Here is a 20506-nt window from a genome sequence, read left to right as displayed (position 1 = left end):
CTTTTTCCAATCTATATGAAATTTTGATATAATACGAGCAGCTTACATAACTGTGGAGGGGTAAAGCATGAAAAAAGAAAAGAGTTCGCTTTGGGAATGGATAAAAGCAATTTTGATTGCTGTTGTGTTAGCGGGTGTGATTAGACAGTTTTTCTTTGCGCCAATTCTTGTAGATGGTGTTTCGATGTCACCGACGCTTCATGACCGTGATCGGATGATTGTTAATAAAATCGGTTACCACATTGGTGAACCGAAACATTTTGATATAATTGTATTTCGAGCAACGGAAGAGAAAGATTATATTAAACGTGTTATTGGCTTACCAGGCGATGAGATTGAATATCGTAATGATACACTCTATATTAATGGAAAACCCTATGAGGAACCGTATTTAGACAAGCAGAAAAAACAACTTACTGATGGACCGCTTACATACGATTTCAAGCTTGAAGAAATTACAGGTAAAAAAACCGTTCCGAAAGGTCAATTATTTGTATTAGGTGATAATCGTCGTTTTAGTAAAGATAGTCGTACGATTGGCACGGTTAAGATGGACCAAGTAATAGGGAAAGCAAATATGTTATATTGGCCATTAAAGGATGCACGTATTGTGAAATAAACGAAAAAAGAAGGTGGCAACATGGTAATTCAATGGTTTCCAGGGCATATGGCAAAAGCTAGGCGCCAAGTAACAGAAAAGTTAAAGTTAATTGATGTTGTAATTGAACTTGTAGATGCACGTTTACCTTTATCTTCTCGAAATCCGATGATCGATGAAATTATTACACATAAGCCGAGACTAGTTGTTTTAAATAAAGCGGATATGGCAGATGATCGCTTAACGAAACAATGGATCGCTTATTTTGAAGAGCGGGGGCATAAAGCAATTTCAATTAATGCACAGGCCGGACAAGGTATGAAAGAAATTACAGCTGCTTGTAAAGTACTTGTAAAAGAAAAGTTCGATAAAATGATTGCGAAAGGGATTAAACCAAGAGCGATTCGTGCATTGATTGTTGGTATCCCAAATGTTGGTAAATCTACTTTGATTAATAAATTAGCGAAGAAAAACATTGCGAAAACAGGCGATCGTCCTGGTGTTACAACAGCGCAGCAATGGATTAAAGTAGGAAAGGAAATGGAGTTATTAGATACGCCAGGTATTTTATGGCCGAAATTCGAAGATGAATTAGTTGGACTTCGTCTTGCGACTACTGGCGCAATTAAAGACGCTATTTTAAACTTACAAGATGTAGCTGTTTATGCACTTCGCTTTATGGAAAAGCATTATCCGGAGCGTTTGCAAGAGCGTTATAAAATAAATGATATTCCAGAAGATATTGTGGAATTATTTGATGCGATTGGAAAGAACAGAGGTTGTTTAATGGGCGGCGGACTTGTTGATTATGATAAAACATCAGAACTTGTTCTTCGTGAACTTCGCGGTGGTAAGCTGGGAAGAATGACATTTGAAACACCAGATGAATTTGTAGAAGAAGTATAAGAAGACGTGCGTTTGTACGTCTTTTCTTTTTGGATGTTTTTAAAAAGGAGTGTACATAAAATGCAAAAATTAACAATTAAAGAAGTGGGATGTTTATTACAAGAAATTACGGCAGAAGAAGATGAACGATTTCAAATGTTAATAAAAGATGAGCGGAAAGGTGTTCAAAATTTAATTGCGAAATGGCACAAACAAAAAGAACAGGTACAAAAAGAAAGAGAACAATTTTTAGAGATGTCTCGATATGAACAGGCATTACGTGAACAGGGACTCTTATATATTGCTGGGATTGATGAAGTAGGAAGAGGGCCGTTAGCTGGACCTGTTGTTACGGCCGCTGTCGTCCTTCCAGAAGATTTTTATATACCAGGGTTAAATGACTCTAAAAAGCTAAGTGAAGCGAAGCGGGAGCGTTTCTATGATGAAATTAAAGAAAGAGCAGTAGCAATTGGGGTTGGAATTGTATCACCGCAGGTTATTGATGAGATAAATATTTATCAAGCAACCAAGCGAGCAATGTTAGATGCAATTGCAAATTTATCGTGTACACCAGAGCATTTATTAATTGATGCGATGAAACTTCCTACTTCAATTTCACAAACATCCATTATCAAAGGAGATGCAAAAAGTATTTCTATCTCAGCTGCCTCCATTATCGCGAAAGTCACGCGTGATCGCATGATGAAGGAACTAGGGAAGGAACACCCTGAATATGGTTTTGAACAGCATATGGGCTATGGAACAAAACAACATTTGCAAGCAATCGAAACATATGGTGTACTAGAAGAACACCGGAAAACATTTGCGCCAATTAAAGATATGATCCAAAAATAAGCTGTAACCTACAGCTTATTTTTTTATTTTGGCATACAAATATTACTATTTTCAAAAAAGAATAAAGCGATTTCAGTTTTCTGACACTTTATTGTAGACAGCATGGCAATCATTTTATACAATGGCAATGTAGTGTTTTTAAATATTAAAAAACTTTTTGAGTAAACCAGGAAAACGGGGGAGGATGGGACTATGAATATCCATGAGTATCAAGGTAAGGCAGTCCTTAGAAGCTATGGGGTTAGTGTTCCAAACGGGAAGGTTGCCTTTACAGTAGAAGAAGCTGTAGAAGCAGCAAAAGAATTAGGAACAGATGTATGTGTAGTAAAAGCACAAATTCACGCTGGTGGACGCGGCAAAGCTGGTGGTGTAAAAGTTGCGAAAAATTTAGAAGAAGTTCGTACATATGCGGAAAGTATATTAGGTACTACACTTGTTACGCATCAAACGGGTCCTGAAGGTAAAGAAGTAAAACGCTTACTGATTGAAGAAGGATGCGATATTAAAAAAGAATATTATGTAGGTCTTGTTTTAGATCGTGCAACTTCTCAAGTTGTTTTAATGGCGTCTGAAGAAGGCGGAACAGAAATTGAAGAAGTAGCAGAAAAAACACCGGAAAAAATCTTTAAAGAATATATTGATCCTGCAGTAGGCTTACAAGGATTCCAAGCACGCCGAATCGCATTTAATATCAATATTCCAAAAGAGCTTGTAGGACAAGCTGTGAAGTTTATGATGGGTCTATACCGTGCATTTATCGAAAAAGATTGCTCTATTGCAGAAATTAACCCACTTGTTACAACAGGTGATGGGAAAGTTATGGCATTAGATGCAAAATTAAACTTCGATTCTAATGCATTATATCGTCATAAAGATATTTTAGAACTTCGTGATCTTGATGAAGAAGATCCAAAAGAAATTGAAGCTTCTAAATACGACTTGAACTATATTCCTTTAGATGGAAATATTGGTTGTATGGTTAACGGCGCAGGATTAGCGATGGCAACAATGGATATTATTAAACATTATCACGGTGATCCAGCTAACTTCTTAGATGTTGGTGGCGGTGCTACAGCTGAAAAAGTTACAGAAGCATTCAAAATTATCCTTTCTGATAAAAATGTAAAAGGTATTTTCGTTAACATTTTTGGCGGCATTATGAAATGTGATGTAATCGCAGAAGGTGTTATTGCAGCAACGAAACAAGTAGGTCTTGAATTACCACTTGTTGTTCGTCTTGAAGGTACAAATGTAGAGTTAGGTAAGAAAATTTTAAATGAGTCTGGCTTAAATATTGTTGCAGCAGAATCTATGGCAGACGGTGCACAAAAAATTGTTTCACTAGTGGGCTAATAGAAAGCGGGGGAGAAAAATGAGCGTATTAGTTAATAAAGATACAAAAGTTATTGTACAAGGTATTACTGGTTCTCAAGGTTTATTCCATACAAAACAAATGATTGAATATGGTACGAAAATTGTCGGTGGTGTAACACCTGGTAAAGGCGGCACTGATATTGAAGGTGTACCAGTATTTAATACAGTAGAAGATGCAGTGAAAGCAACAGGCGCGAACGCTTCAGTTGTATACGTTCCACCCGCTTTTGCGGCTGATGCAATTATGGAAGCTGTTGATGCAGAGATTGATTTAGTAGTATGTATTACAGAGGGAATCCCTGTATTAGATATGGTAAACGTAAAGAGATATATGGCTGGTAAACATACACGTTTACTTGGACCAAACTGCCCTGGTGTCATTACACCTGATGAATGTAAAATTGGTATTATGCCAGGCTACATTCATAAAAAAGGTCATGTAGGTATTGTATCTCGCTCTGGTACATTAACATATGAAGCTGTACATCAGTTAACACAGGAGGGGATTGGTCAATCAACTGCTGTAGGTATTGGTGGGGACCCTGTTAATGGTACAGACTTTATTGATGCGTTAAAAGCGTTTAATGAAGATGAAGAAACACATGCTGTTATTATGATTGGTGAAATCGGCGGAACAGCAGAAGAAGAAGCTGCTGAGTGGGTAAAAGCGAACATGACAAAACCTGTTGTTGGCTTCATTGGCGGCCAAACAGCACCTGCTGGTAAGCGTATGGGTCATGCTGGAGCTATTATTTCTGGTGGTAAAGGAACAGCTGCTGAAAAGATTAAAACAATGGAAGCTTGTGGTATTAAAGTTGCCGAAACACCGGCTGTTATGGGTGAAACATTAATCTCTGTTTTAAAAGAAAAGGGATTATTCGAAACTTGTAAAAACTATTAATCTTTTTGAAAGACACCTTCATGTTAGAAGGTGTCTTTTTACACATTTTTTGTTTACATAATAAAAATTATGGGTAAGGAGAATGATCGTGAAAAGAGAACGGTTGCTTCATCTTCACTATATGTTAGCGGATCATTGGAAAGCGTTAAAATACTTGTTACACATTGATCCAGAGGTAAAGAACATGTATAATTTTGGCCCGGAACACTTTGAAAAATATACAGGATTATCCTCGAAAAAATCTTCTGAATTAGTGAAATTCTTACAGACATCAACATCTTCTCAATGTATTCATCATTTAGAAAAAAATCATCTTTTTTATGTAACAATATGGGATCATGACTATCCAGAACTGTTACGTGAAATACCAGATCCTCCCTTTGTTTTATATGGAAAAGGACAGAGAGAACTCCTTAATAAAATGAATAAATTAGCGGTAGTTGGAACAAGAAAACCATCTTTATATGGGAAGGAGAGTATACAACCCATTTTACAACCGTTGATAGATAAAGGGTGGTTAATTGTTAGTGGCTTGGCAAGCGGGATTGATACAATTGCCCATGAAATCACAGTGCAGCAGCAAAGCATGACCATTGCAATATTAGGACATGGTTTACAGTATATATATCCAAAAGAAAATCAACAATTTTATAACATATGGAAAGATTACATGTTGTTGTTAACGGAATATCCGCCGCATTATTCTCCACGAAAATGGTATTTTCCAAGAAGAAATCGGATTATAAGTGGACTTTGCAAAGGGGTTTTAGTTGTGGAGGCGAAAGCAAGGAGTGGATCGCTTATTACTGCAGATCTTGCTTTAGAACAAAATAGAGAAGTGTTTGCACTTCCTGGTCCTATGTTTATAGATAGTACAATTGGGACAAATCAACTCATTCAGCAAGGGGCAAAACTTGTTCAAAAAGCAGAAGATATTCTTGAAGAATTTTTAAATTAATCTTATATTTTTATGTTTTTATTAAACAATTATTGACAAATGGTAGATTGGCACTGTATGTTATACTCATTCTTGATTGACAAAAACAAGAGAAATCAATAAGATTAATGAAGATTTGAATCCACCTCTTAAGGAGGCACTAGCATGTCAGATTACCTCGTGATCGTGGAGTCGCCTTCTAAGGCGAAGACCATTGAAAAATATTTAGGGAAAAAATACAAAGTCGTCGCGTCTATGGGACATGTTCGCGATTTACCTAAAAGCCAAATGGGGATAGAAGTAAAGAATAACTTCACTCCGAAGTATATTACCATTCGTGGTAAAGGTCCCGTTTTAAAAGATTTAAAATCAGCGGCAAAAAAAGCAAAAAAAGTCTATCTCGCAGCCGATCCAGACCGCGAAGGAGAAGCAATTGCTTGGCATTTAGCAAATACGTTAAATGTGGACGTTGAATCGGATTGCCGGGTTGTGTTTAATGAGATTACAAAAGATGCAATCAAGGAATCATTTAAGCATCCTCGCGCAATTAATATGGATTTAGTAGATGCACAACAAGCAAGACGAATACTTGATCGTCTTGTTGGTTACAATATTAGTCCTTTATTATGGAAGAAAGTCAAAAAAGGATTAAGTGCAGGACGCGTACAATCTGTAGCGGTTCGTTTAATTATTGATCGTGAAAAAGAAATTCAAAACTTTATTCCTGAAGAATTCTGGACAATTAAAACAGAATTTGTAAAAGGAAAAGACACATTTGAAGCATCTTTTTACGGTGTAAACGGAGAGAAAGTTCAGTTAACAAATGAAGCACAAGTAAATGACATAATTGGACAAATGAAAGACAATGCGTTTTCGATTGAAAATGTAACGAAAAAAGAGAGAAAGCGCAATCCTGCATTACCGTTTACAACGTCTTCCCTACAGCAAGAGGCAGCGCGTAAGTTAAACATGCGAGCAAAGAAAACAATGATGCTTGCACAGCAACTATATGAAGGGATAGATATTGGTAAAGAAGGAACAGTAGGTCTTATTACGTATATGAGAACAGATTCAACACGTATCTCAGAAACTGCTCAAGAAGAAGCTCGTTCTTATATTACTGATGCATTTGGTTCGGAATACATAGGGACAGAGAAGAAGAAGGAAACGAAAAAAGCGAATGCACAAGATGCGCACGAAGCAATTCGTCCAACTTCTGTGATGAGAAAGCCAGATGAATTGAAAAGTTTCTTAAGTCGTGATCAACATCGTTTGTATAAATTGATTTGGGAGCGGTTTGTTGCAAGTCAAATGGCATCTGCTATAATGGATACTGTTACAGCTAGACTCATTAATAACAATGTTCAATTCCGTGCAAATGGATCGGTAGTGAAATTTCCAGGGTTTATGAAGGTGTACGTGGAGTCGCAAGATGATGGTGCAGAAGAAAAAGATAAAATGTTGCCTCCTTTAGAAATAGGAGAAACTGTATTTTCAAAAGATGTAGAGCCGAAACAACATTTTACACAGCCACCACCACGCTATACGGAGGCCCGTTTAGTTCGAATGCTTGAAGAGCTTGGAATTGGGAGACCATCGACTTATGTACCAACGCTCGAAACGATTCAGAAGCGAGGATACGTCGCATTAGATAATAAACGATTTGTTCCTACTGAACTTGGCGAGATTGTAATTGAACTTATTTTAGAGTTTTTCCCAGAAATTATTAACATCGAATTTACTGCCAATATGGAGCAAAGTCTCGATGAAGTAGAAGAAGGAAAAGCGAATTGGGTAAAAATTGTTGACAATTTCTACGTAGGCTTTGAACCGCGCTTGGAAAAAGCGGAGAAAGAAATGCGCGAAGTAGAAATTAAAGATGAGCCAGCTGGGGAAGACTGTGAGTTGTGTGATCACCCAATGGTCTTTAAAATGGGTAAATACGGAAAGTTTATGGCTTGTTCAAATTTCCCTGATTGTCGTAATACAAAACCGATTGTAAAAGAAATCGGTGTAACTTGTCCGAAATGTGATAAAGGGCAAATTATTGAACGTCGAAGTAATAAAAAGAAACGTCTTTTCTATGGGTGTGGAACATATCCAGAATGTGACTTTGTATCTTGGGATAAGCCGATTGGCCGAAAATGTCCAAAATGTGAAGGTATGCTTGTAGAGAAGAAGTTGAAAAAAGGCGTTCAAGTGCAATGTATTTCGTGTGATTATGAAGAAGAACAACAAATGTGAGCGTAACCGCTCACATTTTTTTCGGGATAGAAAAGGAAAGGTGATATATATGACAACACAAGTAGTAAACGTCATTGGAGCAGGTCTTGCGGGAAGCGAGGCTGCTTATCAAATCGCAAAACGTGGTGTCCAAGTAAAGTTATATGAAATGAGGCCTGTAAGGCAAACACCAGCCCATCATACAGATAAATTTGCTGAGTTAGTATGTAGTAATTCACTTCGTGCAAATACATTAACGAATGCTGTTGGGGTCATTAAAGAAGAAATGCGCCGAATGGACTCTGTTATCATTCGTGCGGCTGACGAATGCTCTGTACCAGCAGGAGGAGCTTTAGCTGTAGATCGTCATGAGTTTGCGGCGAAAGTAACAGAATATGTGAAAAACCATCCGAATGTAACTGTAATGAATGAAGAAGTTACAGAAATTCCAGAAGGACCAACTGTTATCGCGACAGGTCCACTTACATCTCCTGATCTTTCTGCACAGTTGAAAGAATTAACGGGTGAAGATTATTTTTATTTCTATGATGCGGCTGCTCCAATTGTAGAGAAGGACAGCATTGATATGAATAAAGTATATTTGAAATCTCGTTATGATAAAGGGGAAGCAGCATACTTAAACTGCCCGATGACAGAAGAAGAGTTTGACCGTTTCTATGATGCTTTAATCGCTGCTGAGACAGTACCATTGAAAGAATTTGAGAAAGAAGTTTTCTTTGAAGGATGTATGCCAGTAGAAGTTATGGCGGGTAGAGGTAGACAGACGTTGCTATTTGGTCCGATGAAACCAGTTGGATTAGAGGACCCAAAAACAGGGAAGACACCATATGCAGTTGTTCAATTGCGTCAAGATGATGCGGCAGGAACGTTATACAATATTGTAGGATTCCAAACGCATTTAAAGTGGGGACCACAAAAAGAAGTATTACAATTAATTCCTGGACTTGAAAATGCAGAAATTGTACGCTACGGTGTAATGCATCGCAATACATTTATTAATTCACCGAAGTTACTTCGTCCAACATATCAATATAAGTACCGTGATGATTTATTCTTTGCAGGACAAATGACAGGGGTAGAAGGATATGTAGAATCGGCTGCTTCAGGGTTGTTAGCAGGTATTAACGCAGCTCGTGTTGTACAAGGAGAAGAGCCTATTGTACTACCACCTGTAACTGCGATGGGGAGTATGGCGAATTACATTACTGCAACAAATGCAAAAAACTTCCAACCGATGAATGCAAACTTTGGTTTATTTACACCACTAGAAAAGAAAATTAAAAAGAAACAAGAACGAAATGAAGCATACGCAGCACGAGCTTTAGAGATAATTCAAAATTTTGTAAATATTTAGTTAAATTTCTTGCAAAGGCTACTGAATTGTGATACGATTTAGTAGCCTTTATTGAGGTGAGTTATGTGAATGTGAAGAAATTGTTACAATTATTCGTTGGATATTTACAAATTGAAAGAAATTATTCAAAATATACAATTGCAAGTTATCAAAATGATTTAGAACATTTTGTGCAATTTATGGAGCGAGAAGGCATATCCTCTTTTTTAGATGTTACATACGTTGATGTTCGTTTGTACTTAACGACGTTACACGATGAAAAGTTAGCCCGTAAATCTGTCGCAAGGAAAGTGTCAAGCTTACGAAGTTTATATCGTTTTTTGATGCGTGAAGGGTATCGCGAAGATAATCCGTTTGCACTTGCATCACTCCCCAAAAAAGAATGGTCAATCCCAAAGTTCCTGTACGCTGAAGAGTTGGAAAAATTATTTGAAGTTTCTGATACGACAACGCCGCTTGGTCAAAGAAATCAAGCCCTATTAGAACTCATGTATGCAACAGGGATTCGTGTGAGTGAATGTGTAAATTTACAACTCACTGACATTGATTTTTCAGTGGGAACAATTCTTGTAATGGGAAAAGGCAAAAAACAAAGGTATATTCCGTTCGGAAGCTATGCACAAGATGCTTTAATTACTTATATAGAGAACGGGAGAAAACAGTTATCTAAAAAAAATGAGGAACACTCTCAAATGGTGTTTTTAAATGCAAAGGGTACGCCGTTAACAGATCGGGGTGTGCGTTATATTTTAAATGAACTGATTAAGAAAGCTTCTCTTACAATGCGAATAAGTCCACATATGTTAAGGCATACATTTGCTACACATATGTTAGATGAAGGAGCTGATTTACGTACTGTACAGGAGTTATTGGGTCATGAAAATTTATCAGCGACACAAATTTATACGCATGTTTCTAAAGAAAGATTGCGTTCTGTTTACATGAAGCATCACCCACGGGCATAAATTGCTTTTAAAGCTATAAAAACATATAAAGGAGTTTTTTCTATGGGAAATTTCCACGCTACAACGATATTTGCAATTCACCATAACGGTAAGTGTGCAATGGCTGGTGATGGACAGGTGACATTTGGCAATGCCGTTGTGATGAAGCATACAGCCCGCAAAGTCCGAAAGTTATTTCAGGGAAAAGTGTTAGCTGGCTTTGCAGGTTCAGTTGCGGATGCGTTTACTCTTTTTGAAATGTTTGAGGGAAAATTAGAAGAGTACAATGGCAATTTACAACGTGCTGCAGTTGAAATGGCAAAGCAATGGCGTGGTGATAAGATGCTGCGTCAATTGGAAGCAATGCTCATTGTCATGGATGGAACAACACTGCTTCTCGTTTCAGGTACGGGGGAAGTAATCGAACCAGATGATGGTATTTTAGCGATTGGTTCAGGTGGACATTATGCACTTGCTGCTGGTCGTGCTTTAAAGCAACATGCGAGTGAACATTTAACAGCAAAACAGATTGCGAAAGCAAGTTTAGAGATTGCTGGCGATATTTGTGTGTATACAAACCACAACATAATTGTGGAAGAATTGTAGAATCGTAAGGGAGGCATTTTATATGCATTTACATTTTACTCCGCGTCAAATTGTAGAAAAATTGGATCAATATATTATTGGTCAAAAGGATGCGAAAAAAGCGGTTGCAGTGGCACTTAGAAATCGATATCGTCGCAGTAAGCTAGCGGAAGATTTGCGCGATGAAATTGCTCCGAAAAACATTTTAATGATTGGACCGACAGGTGTCGGGAAGACAGAGGTAGCACGACGAATGGCGAAGCTCGTTGGGGCACCTTTTATTAAGGTTGAGGCTACCAAATTTACAGAAGTTGGATACGTCGGCCGGGATGTAGAATCGATGGTACGTGATCTTGTAGAAACGTCCGTTCGTATTGTAAAAGAAGAGATGGTAGTTAAGGTTAAAGATAAAGCTGAAGAGCAAGCGAATCAACGACTTGTTGAAATTTTAGTACCGAGTCAACAAAAACAAACAGGATTTAAAAATCCATTAGAAATGCTGTTTGGTGGGAATCAAAATTCTAGTCAGACATCTGAAACACAAGACGACGCAGAAATTGAAAATAAGCGCCGAGAAGTTGAAAAGAAACTTGCTGCCGGTTTACTTGAAGAGGAAGTCGTATCGATTGAAGTGACGGAACAACAGTCTTCTATGTTTGATATGCTACAAGGAACTGGTATGGAACAAATGGGGATGAATTTCCAAGATGCATTAGGAAGTTTTATGCCGAAAAAAACGAAAAAACGTAAACTTTCTGTAAAAGAAGCAAGAAAAGTCTTGACAAATGAGGAAGCACAGCGCTTAATTGATATGGATGAAGTTACACAAGAGGCTGTTTATCGTGCTGAACAGCTCGGGATTATTTTTATTGATGAAATTGACAAAATTGCTGGTAAGCAGTCGAATAGCGTAGACGTATCGCGTGAAGGTGTGCAACGTGACATTTTACCGATTGTAGAAGGGTCAAATGTTGCAACGAAATATGGATCAGTAAAAACAGATTATATTTTATTCGTTGCAGCCGGCGCATTCCATATGTCCAAACCGTCTGATTTGATTCCAGAATTGCAAGGGAGATTTCCGATTCGGGTGGAATTAACGAAATTATCAGTAGATGATTTTGTTAAAATTCTGATCGAACCAGACAATGCGTTAGTGAAGCAGTATATAGCATTGTTGGCAACTGAAGGTATAGAAATTGAATTTTCTGACGAAGCTATTCGTAAGATTGCTGAGATTGCTTATCAAGTTAATCAAGATACGGATAATATTGGAGCGAGAAGGCTTCATACCATTATGGAGAAACTTCTTGAAGATTTATCGTTTGAAGCATCTGAAATTACGTTAGAAAAAATAACGATAACACCTCAATATGTAGAGGAAAAATTAGCGACAATCGCTAAAAATAAAGATGTGAGCCAGTTTATTTTGTAATAGTATCATCAGGTGACTCGCCCTAGTTTCCAAGTGATGAAAAAATATGTAAGTAACATGTAGGAGGAACTTTTGAAATGGAATTATTAGCAAAAACGAGAAAATTAAATGCTTTATTACAAAGAGCAGCAGGAAAGCCTGTAAACTTTAGAGAAATGTCTGATACAATGTGTGAAGTAATTGAAGCGAACGTATTCGTTGTAAGTCGTCGCGGTAAATTATTAGGATATGCAATTCACCAACAAATTGAGAATGAACGCATGAAACAAATGCTTGCAGAGCGTCAATTCCCAGAAGAATATACACAAAGCTTATTCCATATTACAGAAACATCTCCAAACTTAGATGTGAATAGTGAATACACAGCTTTCCCTGTAGAAAACAAAGAATTGTTCGGTCAAGGTTTAACTACAATCGTGCCAATCGTTGGTGGTGGTGAGCGTCTAGGTACATTAGTGTTAGCTCGTCTTGGTCAAGAATTCTTAGATGATGATTTAATCCTTGCTGAGTACAGCTCAACTGTAGTAGGTATGGAAATTCTACGTGAAAAAGCAGAAGAAATTGAAGAGGAAGCTCGTAGTAAAGCGGTTGTTCAAATGGCGATTAGCTCATTGTCTTACAGTGAATTAGAAGCAATTGAACATATCTTTGAAGAGTTAAATGGAACAGAAGGTTTACTTGTTGCAAGTAAAATCGCTGATCGCGTTGGAATTACTCGTTCTGTAATCGTAAACGCCCTTCGTAAATTAGAAAGTGCAGGCGTGATTGAATCTCGTTCTTTAGGTATGAAAGGAACATACATTAAAGTATTAAACGACAAGTTTTTACATGAACTTGCTAAATTAAAAACAAACTAATTTGTAAGAAAAGCTCTCCTCGCCTGAGGAGAGCTTTTTTATTTTTCAAGAGATCTATTGTGGGTTTGTGTGAGGGAAACCTTAGTTTTATTTCGTAGACAAGGTTGCTTAAAATAGAAAAAATGCGGTAATACTGGAATTGAAGCAGAGAAAAAAGATGAGTAAAATCATAATCAAAAAGAAAGTTTTACATTGTTCGCATTTTCGACTTGATTGTAATATTTCATTATGATATAGTAAGCAGTGGTGTCAGTACAAAGTATACACGTTTACTGATTTAAGTGTTGGTGCTACGTTTGTAGTTTCACTTAAAGATGAAGTAAACGGAGGATATCAAAAACCATTTAGGAGGAACTAAATTATGTCAGTAATTTCTATGAAGCAATTGCTTGAAGCTGGTGTTCATTTCGGACATCAAACTCGTCGTTGGAACCCAAAAATGAAACGTTACATTTTCACAGAGCGTAACGGTATCTACATCATCGACTTACAAAAAACTGTGAAAAAAGTTGAAGAAGCTTTCAACGTAATGCGTAACATCGCTGCTGAAGGTGGCGACATTTTATTCGTAGGTACAAAAAAACAAGCACAAGAAGCTATCAAAGAAGAAGCAACTCGTGCTGGAATGTACTTCGTTAACCAACGTTGGTTAGGTGGAACTTTAACAAACTTCCAAACAATCCAAAAACGTATCAAGCGTCTTAAAGATATCGAAAAAATGCAAGAAGATGGTACATTCGATGTACTTCCTAAGAAAGAAGTTGTTCAACTTAAAAAAGAGTTAGAGCGTCTTGAAAAATTCTTAGGCGGTATTAAAGATATGAAAGGTCTTCCAAGTGCATTATTCGTAGTAGACCCTCGTAAAGAGCGTATCGCAGTTGCTGAAGCACGCAAATTACACATTCCAATCATCGGTATCGTTGATACAAACTGTGATCCAGACGAAATCGATCACGTAATTCCAGCAAACGATGATGCAATTCGTGCTGTAAAACTTCTTACATCTAAAATGGCAGACGCGATCCTTGAAGCAAAACAAGGTGAAGAAACTGTTACTGCGTAACAAATTTGGAAAGGTGATAAGGGGTTCGGCCTTTTATCACCTTTTTTAAGGTATAAACACCTTTTCAAAAGGTATAAATACATATTTTAGGAGGATGAAAAGTATGGCAATCACTGCACAAATGGTAAAAGAACTTCGTGAAAAAACTGGCGCAGGTATGATGGACTGCAAAAAAGCTTTAACAGAAACTAACGGCGACATGGAGAAAGCAATTGATTTCTTACGTGAAAAAGGTATTGCAAAAGCTGCTAAAAAAGCAGACCGCATCGCTGCTGAAGGTTTAACTTTCATTGAAACAAACGGTAACGACGGTTTAATCTTAGAATTAAACTCTGAAACTGATTTCGTTGCGAAAAACGAAGGTTTCCAAACATTAATTAAAGAATTAGCTGCTCACTTATTAGCTAACAAACCTGCTAACATTGAAGAAGCTATGGCTCAAACAATTACAAATGGCAAAACAGTAGAAGAGTACATCAACGAAGCAATCGCTAAAATTGGTGAAAAACTTACACTTCGTCGCTTCGAAATCGTATCAAAAACTGATGCAGATGCATTCGGTGCTTACCTACACATGGGTGGACGCATTGGTGTATTAACAGTTCTTGAAGGTTCTACAGATGAAGCAGCTGCTAAAGATGTAGCAATGCACATTGCAGCAGTTAACCCTAAATACATCGACCGCGATGCTGTAACAGCTGAAGAAGTTGAGCATGAGCGTCAAGTATTAACACAACAAGCTTTAAACGAAGGCAAGCCAGAAAAAATCGTTGCGAAAATGGTTGAAGGTCGTCTTGGCAAATTCTTCGAAGAGATTTGCTTACTTGACCAAGCATTCGTTAAAAACCCTGATATGAAAGTTCGTCAGTTCGTTGAGTCTAAAGGCGGCACATTAAAAGGATTCGTTCGCTACGCTGTTGGTGAAGGTATCGAAAAACGCGAAGACAACTTTGCTGAAGAAGTAATGAACCAAGTAAAAGGTAGCAACTAATACAGATTAGGGAACACATTGTGTTCCCTTTTTTAAAATAAAGATGTAAGCAATTGGAGGTTCATTATGAGTAAACCGAAATATAATCGTGTCGTTTTAAAGCTAAGCGGTGAAGCTTTAGCTGGTGAAAAAGGGTTTGGAATTAATCCATCTGTTATTAAATCAGTTGCAGAACAAGTGAAAGAAATTGCAGAACTTGATGTAGAGGTTGCTGTTGTTGTTGGTGGCGGTAACATTTGGCGTGGGAAAATTGGTAGTGAAATGGGCATGGATCGCGCAGGAGCGGACTACATGGGCATGTTAGCGACAGTTATGAACTCATTAGCTCTTCAAGATAGCTTGGAGAACATTGGAATTCAAACGCGTGTTCAAACTTCTATTGAAATGCGTCAAGTGGCAGAACCTTACATTCGTCGTAAAGCAATTCGTCACTTAGAGAAGAAACGTGTTGTTATTTTTGCAGCAGGTACAGGTAACCCATACTTCTCTACAGATACAACTGCAGCATTACGTGCAGCGGAAATCGAAGCGGATGTTATTTTAATGGCGAAAAACAATGTAGATGGTGTGTATAGTGCAGATCCATCTGTTGATGAAACAGCTACGAAATATGAATCACTTACATACTTAGATGTATTAAAAGAAGGTTTAGGTGTAATGGATTCTACTGCTTCTTCATTATGTATGGATAATGATATTCCATTAATTGTATTCTCGGTTATGGAAAAAGGAAACATTAAACGTGCCGTTTTAGGCGAAAATATTGGAACAATTGTAAGGGGGAAATAAATATGAGTCAACAAGTATTAAAAGCTGCAAATGAAAAAATGGAAAAAGCAGTTGCTGCTTATTCACGTGAATTAGCAACAGTTCGTGCTGGTCGTGCAAACGCGTCTGTATTAGATAAGGTACAAGTTGATTACTACGGTGCACCAACACCTGTTGTGCAGTTAGCGAACATTACAGTTCCAGAAGCACGTTTACTTGTAATTCAACCTTATGATAAAACTTCTATCGGTGATATTGAAAAAGCAATCTTAAAAGCAGATTTAGGCTTAAATCCTTCTAACGATGGCTCAGTAATTCGCATTGCATTCCCAGCATTAACAGAAGAGCGTCGTCGTGATCTTGTTAAAGTTGTGAAAAAATACGCTGAAGAAGCAAAAGTTGCTGTTCGTAACGTACGTCGTGATGGTAATGATGACCTTAAAAAGCTTGAAAAAGCTGGCGAGATTACAGAAGACGACTTAAGAGGATATACAGAAGATATCCAAAAAGAAACGGATAAGTATATTGCAAAGGTTGACGAAATCGCAAAAAACAAAGAAAAAGAAATCATGGAAGTGTAATAGCGATACCTTCGCAAATATGACCCTCTTCTTAAGGGGGTCTTTTTACACTTTTAGGCATACGTCTGCTTGTTGGAGGGTATGAATGATGTTTAAAAAGTTTCCTTTTTTTAAAGGTAAAAAGGTCACATCGTTTGATCATCTCATTGAAGAAGTGAAAAAGGGACATATCCCAGAGCACATTGCAATCATTATGGATGGTAATGGAAGGTGGGCAAAGAAAAGAGCGATGCCTCGCATTGCTGGACATCATGAAGGAATGCAAGTAGTAAAAAAGATTACGAAATTTGCTAGTAAACTTGATGTAAAAGTGCTGACTCTTTATGCTTTTTCTACTGAGAACTGGAAAAGACCGAAAAAGGAAGTCGATTATTTAATGAAGCTTCCAGAAGAATTTTTAGGTACATTTTTACCAGAATTGATTGAAGAAAATGTACAAATTCGAGTGATTGGACAAAAAGATCGTCTTCCTACGCATACGCGCAGAGCGATGGAAAAAGCCATGGAAGATACAAAAGAGAACACGGGATTAATTCTCAATTTTGCGTTAAACTATGGAAGTCGCGATGAAATCGTTTCTGCTGTGCAACAGATGATGAAAGATAGTGAAAAAGGGAAAGTTCGTTCAGAAGATATAAATGAAGAAATGATTTCTTCATACTTAATGACAAGTACTTTACCTGATCCGGATTTGCTTATTCGTACAAGTGGAGAACTACGTATTAGTAATTTCATGCTATGGCAAATTGCGTATTCGGAGCTTTGGTTTACAGATGTGTATTGGCCAGATTTTACCGAGGAACATTTGTTAAACGCGATTACAGACTTTCAACATAGAGGGCGCAGATTCGGAGGCGTGTAGAAAGAGAGGGTTTGGTAGTGAAACAGAGAATTATTACTGGAGTGATTGCTGCCGCGCTATTCATTCCCATCGTAATTTACGGTGGCGTGCCTTTTACAGCTTTAGTGTATGCACTCGCTTCTATAGGATTATATGAATTAATTCGTATGAACAAGCTTACACTTATTTCGGTACCAACAGTTTTAGCTGCATTATTATTGTGGATTATTTTAGTTCCAAGTAATGCATCAGGATTGTTTGAGTGGATTGGATTAGATAAATTGGAAATCACATTTGTGATTGTTTTATTACTTTTATCATATACAGTCCTTTCGAAGAATACATTTACTTTTGACAATGCTGCATTTTTACTTATGGCAACAACATATGTTGCAATGGGATTCTTATATTTAAATGAGACAAGAATATTGGGAATCAAATATGTGTTTTATGCATTATTTGTCATTTGGGCAACTGATTCAGGCGCATATTTCATAGGGAAAGCAATTGGAAAAAGAAAATTGTGGCCAGAGATTAGTCCGAATAAAACGATAGAAGGTTCATTAGGCGGTATTGTTTGTGGTATTGTTGTTGCGTTTGTATATAATATGTTTTACCCAGTTGAAAACAGTGTGGGAATTTTAATTGTTGCTACAATCGCAATTTCTATTTTTGGACAAATTGGTGACTTAGTACAGTCTGCATTTAAGCGGCATTATGGCGTGAAGGATTCAGGTAAAATTTTACCTGGCCATGGCGGTATATTAGATCGAACAGATAGCTGGCTGTTTGTTTTACCAATTCTATATTTCTTATTACAATACATTTAATAAATGAACGAGGGGTTGAAGTCATGAAAAACATTAGTTTATTAGGTGCAAGTGGATCAATTGGAACGCAAACGTTAGATGTATTGCGCATGCACCCAGACCAATTCCGTCTCGTTGCTTTTTCTGTAGGGAAAAATATCGATTACGCAGTAAAAGTGATTCAAGAATTTTCTCCTCAGCTTGTTTCTGTACAAAGAGAAGAGGATGTTGTAAGCTTACAATCCGTTTCTGGAAATACAAAAGTAGTATATGGTGACAAGGGGTTATTAGAGGTAGCTCTTCATCCAGAAGCAGAAGTTGTAATAAATGCTGTTGTAGGTAGTGTAGGATTGTTACCAACACTTCGTGCAATTGAGGCAAAAAAAACAATTGGAATTGCAAATAAAGAAACATTAGTAACTGCAGGACACCTTGTCATGGAAGCGGCGCGAAAACACAATGTGTCATTACTTCCAGTAGATAGTGAACATTCAGCTATTTTTCAATGCTTGAATGGAGAAAATGAAAAAAGAATCTCTCGTTTAATTATCACTGCTTCAGGCGGGAGTTTTCGTGATAGAACGAGAGATGAATTGCATCATGTGACAGTAGAAGATGCGCTTCGTCATCCGAACTGGTCAATGGGTTCGAAAATTACAATTGATTCTGCTACAATGATGAATAAGGGGCTGGAAGTAATTGAAGCACATTGGCTTTTCGGCATTCCTTATGAGCAAATCGATGTTGTTTTACATAAAGAAAGCATTATTCATTCTATGGTTGAATTTGAAGATCGTAGTGTAATGGCGCAGCTCGGCTCACCAGATATGCGTGTACCAATTCAATATGCACTTACATATCCTGACAGGTTACCTCTTTCAGATACAAAACGGTTAAATCTATGGGAAATCGGAACGCTGCATTTTGAAAAAATGGATCAAGAGCGTTTCCGTTGCCTACGTTTTGCATATGAAGCTGGGAAGACGGGTGGGAGCATGCCAGCTGTAATGAATGCAGCAAATGAAGTAGCTGTAGCAGCCTTTTTACAAAAGAAAATTGGTTTCTTAGCAGTAGAAGACCTCATTGAAAAAGCAATGCACCATCACAATGTCATTGCACGTCCGAGCTTAGAAGAAATTCAGGAAATTGATGCGGCCACAAGACGGTTTGTGATGGAACAAATTTAGCAAAGGTGGTTATGGAATTGAATACAGCGATTGCCTTTATATTAATTTTTGGTGCACTGGTATTTTTCCATGAGCTAGGGCATTTATATTTCGCAAAAAGAGCTGGTATTTTATGTCGCGAGTTTGCAATTGGCTTTGGGCCAAAAATATTTTCATTTGAAAAGAATGAAACAGTTTATACGGTTCGACTGCTGCCTCTTGGAGGCTATGTTAGAATGGCTGGCGAAGATGCGGAAACAGTTGAATTAAAACCAGGTAAAAAAGTGGGACTTGTATTAAATGAAAACGAAGAGGTTGTAAAATTAGTTTTAGACGGGCGCGAAAAGTATCCGAATGTTCGCGTGATTGAAGTAGAACAAGCTGATTTAGAACATAGTCTCACAATCGCTGGTTACGAAGAGTACGAGGAAGAATTGCAAACATTCCGTATAAATGAAAAAGCTCGTATTGTTTCTGCGGGAGAAGAGATACAAATTGCTCCGTTTAACAGACAGTTTGGTTCTAAAACATTAGGACAGCGAGCGTTAACAATTTTTGCAGGTCCTGCTATGAACTTTGTCCTTGCATTTGTTATTTTCGTGATCCTTGGATTTGTACAAGGTGTTCCTGTTGATAAACCGATGGTTGGAAAAGTAATGAAAGATAGTGCTGCAGAACAAGCGGGATTGAAACAAGATGATATGATTCAAGCAATCGATGGGAAAGACACGAATACATGGAAAGATGTTGTAGCGATTGTACGTGAAAACCCAAATAAAGAAATTACGCTTCATGTAAAACGTGACAGCGAACAATTTAATGTAAAAGTAACGCCAACAGCTGATAAAGAGGGGAAAGAAAAGGTTGGTAGAATTGGTGTATATTCCCCTGTAGAGAAATCTATTTTTGGTTCTATTAAATCAGGTTTTGAACAGACGTATACATGGACGAAACTTATTTTTGACTCCATTATAAAATTGGTTACAGGTCAGTTTTCTATTAATGATTTATCAGGTCCTGTAGGAATTTATAATTTAACAGACCAAGTCGTGGACTATGGAATCACACGTGTTCTAAGTTTGGCGGCGGTTTTAAGTATAAATCTTGGTTTATTCAACTTATTACCGGTTCCAGCTCTTGATGGAGGACGCTTGTTCTTCTTCTTAATTGAGGCATTGCGCGGGAAACCGATTGATCGCCAAAAAGAAGGAATGGTGCACTTTATTGGGTTTGCGTTATTAATGTTACTTATGTTAGTTGTAACGTGGAATGACATTCGCAAGTTTTTCTTATAAAATAGAGTAAAACTTGCAGTAAG

At 37.5% G+C, this 20506-nt stretch carries 20 protein-coding genes; all 20 read left to right on the top strand.

Going from position 1 to position 20506, the window contains the following annotated elements:
- The first annotated feature begins 67 nt into the window (after window positions 1-67).
- The gene (gene lepB, locus ACIQ7L_RS17320; protein ID WP_400570719.1) at window positions 68-619 is read left to right on the top strand and encodes a signal peptidase I; all 552 of its coding nucleotides are present in this window, start codon (window positions 68-70) and stop codon (window positions 617-619) included.
- Between the two features lie 21 nt (window positions 620-640).
- Window positions 641-1504: a ribosome biogenesis GTPase YlqF gene (ylqF, locus tag ACIQ7L_RS17315; protein WP_400570718.1), complete on the top strand. Its 864-nt coding sequence runs from the start codon at window positions 641-643 to the stop codon at window positions 1502-1504.
- A 60-nt stretch (window positions 1505-1564) separates the two neighbouring features.
- Window positions 1565-2338 (top strand): ribonuclease HII, encoded by a 774-nt coding sequence (locus tag ACIQ7L_RS17310; protein WP_400570717.1) that lies wholly within the window; start codon window positions 1565-1567, stop codon window positions 2336-2338.
- 192 nt (window positions 2339-2530) lie between these two features.
- On the top strand, window positions 2531-3691 hold the full coding sequence (gene sucC / locus ACIQ7L_RS17305) for an ADP-forming succinate--CoA ligase subunit beta (RefSeq protein WP_400570716.1): 1161 nt from the start codon (window positions 2531-2533) through the stop codon (window positions 3689-3691).
- Window positions 3692-3710: 19 nt separating this feature from the next.
- A complete protein-coding gene (sucD, locus tag ACIQ7L_RS17300) occupies window positions 3711-4613 on the top strand; it encodes a succinate--CoA ligase subunit alpha (RefSeq protein ID WP_262719650.1) in 903 nt (300 codons plus the stop codon).
- Window positions 4614-4701: 88 nt separating this feature from the next.
- The gene (dprA, locus tag ACIQ7L_RS17295; protein WP_400570715.1) at window positions 4702-5571 is read left to right on the top strand and encodes a DNA-processing protein DprA; all 870 of its coding nucleotides are present in this window, start codon (window positions 4702-4704) and stop codon (window positions 5569-5571) included.
- Window positions 5572-5715: 144 nt separating this feature from the next.
- Window positions 5716-7794, top strand: a complete 2079-nt coding sequence (topA, locus tag ACIQ7L_RS17290; protein WP_400570714.1) for a type I DNA topoisomerase — start codon at window positions 5716-5718, stop codon at window positions 7792-7794.
- A gap of 49 nt (window positions 7795-7843) precedes the next feature.
- Complete coding sequence (gene trmFO / locus ACIQ7L_RS17285; RefSeq protein ID WP_400570713.1) at window positions 7844-9148, top strand: FADH(2)-oxidizing methylenetetrahydrofolate--tRNA-(uracil(54)-C(5))-methyltransferase TrmFO; 1305 nt, start codon at window positions 7844-7846, stop codon at window positions 9146-9148.
- A 65-nt stretch (window positions 9149-9213) separates the two neighbouring features.
- A complete protein-coding gene (gene xerC / locus ACIQ7L_RS17280) occupies window positions 9214-10113 on the top strand; it encodes a tyrosine recombinase XerC (protein WP_097895207.1) in 900 nt (299 codons plus the stop codon).
- Window positions 10114-10155: 42 nt separating this feature from the next.
- Entirely contained in the window at window positions 10156-10698 is a 543-nt protein-coding gene (hslV, locus tag ACIQ7L_RS17275) for an ATP-dependent protease proteolytic subunit HslV (RefSeq protein ID WP_400570712.1), read from the top strand.
- Window positions 10699-10720: 22 nt separating this feature from the next.
- The gene (hslU, locus tag ACIQ7L_RS17270) at window positions 10721-12112 is read left to right on the top strand and encodes an ATP-dependent protease ATPase subunit HslU (RefSeq protein WP_097895212.1); all 1392 of its coding nucleotides are present in this window, start codon (window positions 10721-10723) and stop codon (window positions 12110-12112) included.
- A gap of 77 nt (window positions 12113-12189) precedes the next feature.
- On the top strand, window positions 12190-12969 hold the full coding sequence (gene codY / locus ACIQ7L_RS17265) for a GTP-sensing pleiotropic transcriptional regulator CodY (RefSeq protein ID WP_097895214.1): 780 nt from the start codon (window positions 12190-12192) through the stop codon (window positions 12967-12969).
- 361 nt (window positions 12970-13330) lie between these two features.
- Window positions 13331-14032: a 30S ribosomal protein S2 gene (rpsB, locus tag ACIQ7L_RS17260; RefSeq protein WP_400570711.1), complete on the top strand. Its 702-nt coding sequence runs from the start codon at window positions 13331-13333 to the stop codon at window positions 14030-14032.
- Between the two features lie 103 nt (window positions 14033-14135).
- A complete protein-coding gene (gene tsf, locus ACIQ7L_RS17255; protein ID WP_400570710.1) occupies window positions 14136-15023 on the top strand; it encodes a translation elongation factor Ts in 888 nt (295 codons plus the stop codon).
- Window positions 15024-15089: 66 nt separating this feature from the next.
- Complete coding sequence (gene pyrH, locus ACIQ7L_RS17250; protein ID WP_098490016.1) at window positions 15090-15812, top strand: UMP kinase; 723 nt, start codon at window positions 15090-15092, stop codon at window positions 15810-15812.
- A gap of 2 nt (window positions 15813-15814) precedes the next feature.
- Window positions 15815-16372, top strand: coding sequence for a ribosome recycling factor (gene frr / locus ACIQ7L_RS17245; protein WP_400570709.1), 558 nt, complete (start codon window positions 15815-15817; stop codon window positions 16370-16372).
- Between the two features lie 85 nt (window positions 16373-16457).
- On the top strand, window positions 16458-17234 hold the full coding sequence (locus ACIQ7L_RS17240) for an undecaprenyl pyrophosphate synthase (RefSeq protein WP_097895222.1): 777 nt from the start codon (window positions 16458-16460) through the stop codon (window positions 17232-17234).
- 17 nt (window positions 17235-17251) lie between these two features.
- The gene (locus tag ACIQ7L_RS17235) at window positions 17252-18043 is read left to right on the top strand and encodes a phosphatidate cytidylyltransferase (RefSeq protein WP_097895224.1); all 792 of its coding nucleotides are present in this window, start codon (window positions 17252-17254) and stop codon (window positions 18041-18043) included.
- A gap of 23 nt (window positions 18044-18066) precedes the next feature.
- Window positions 18067-19209, top strand: coding sequence for a 1-deoxy-D-xylulose-5-phosphate reductoisomerase (gene dxr / locus ACIQ7L_RS17230; protein ID WP_400570708.1), 1143 nt, complete (start codon window positions 18067-18069; stop codon window positions 19207-19209).
- A gap of 17 nt (window positions 19210-19226) precedes the next feature.
- Window positions 19227-20483: an RIP metalloprotease RseP gene (gene rseP / locus ACIQ7L_RS17225; protein ID WP_335359012.1), complete on the top strand. Its 1257-nt coding sequence runs from the start codon at window positions 19227-19229 to the stop codon at window positions 20481-20483.
- Window positions 20484-20506 lie beyond the last annotated feature (23 nt).

It is taken from the genome of Bacillus sp. NPDC094106, assembly GCF_044764345.1.
Lineage (GTDB): Bacteria > Bacillota > Bacilli > Bacillales > Bacillaceae_G > Bacillus_A.
The sequence above is the reverse complement of the archived record's forward strand: the minus strand, read 5'-3'. Positions and strand labels throughout refer to the sequence as shown.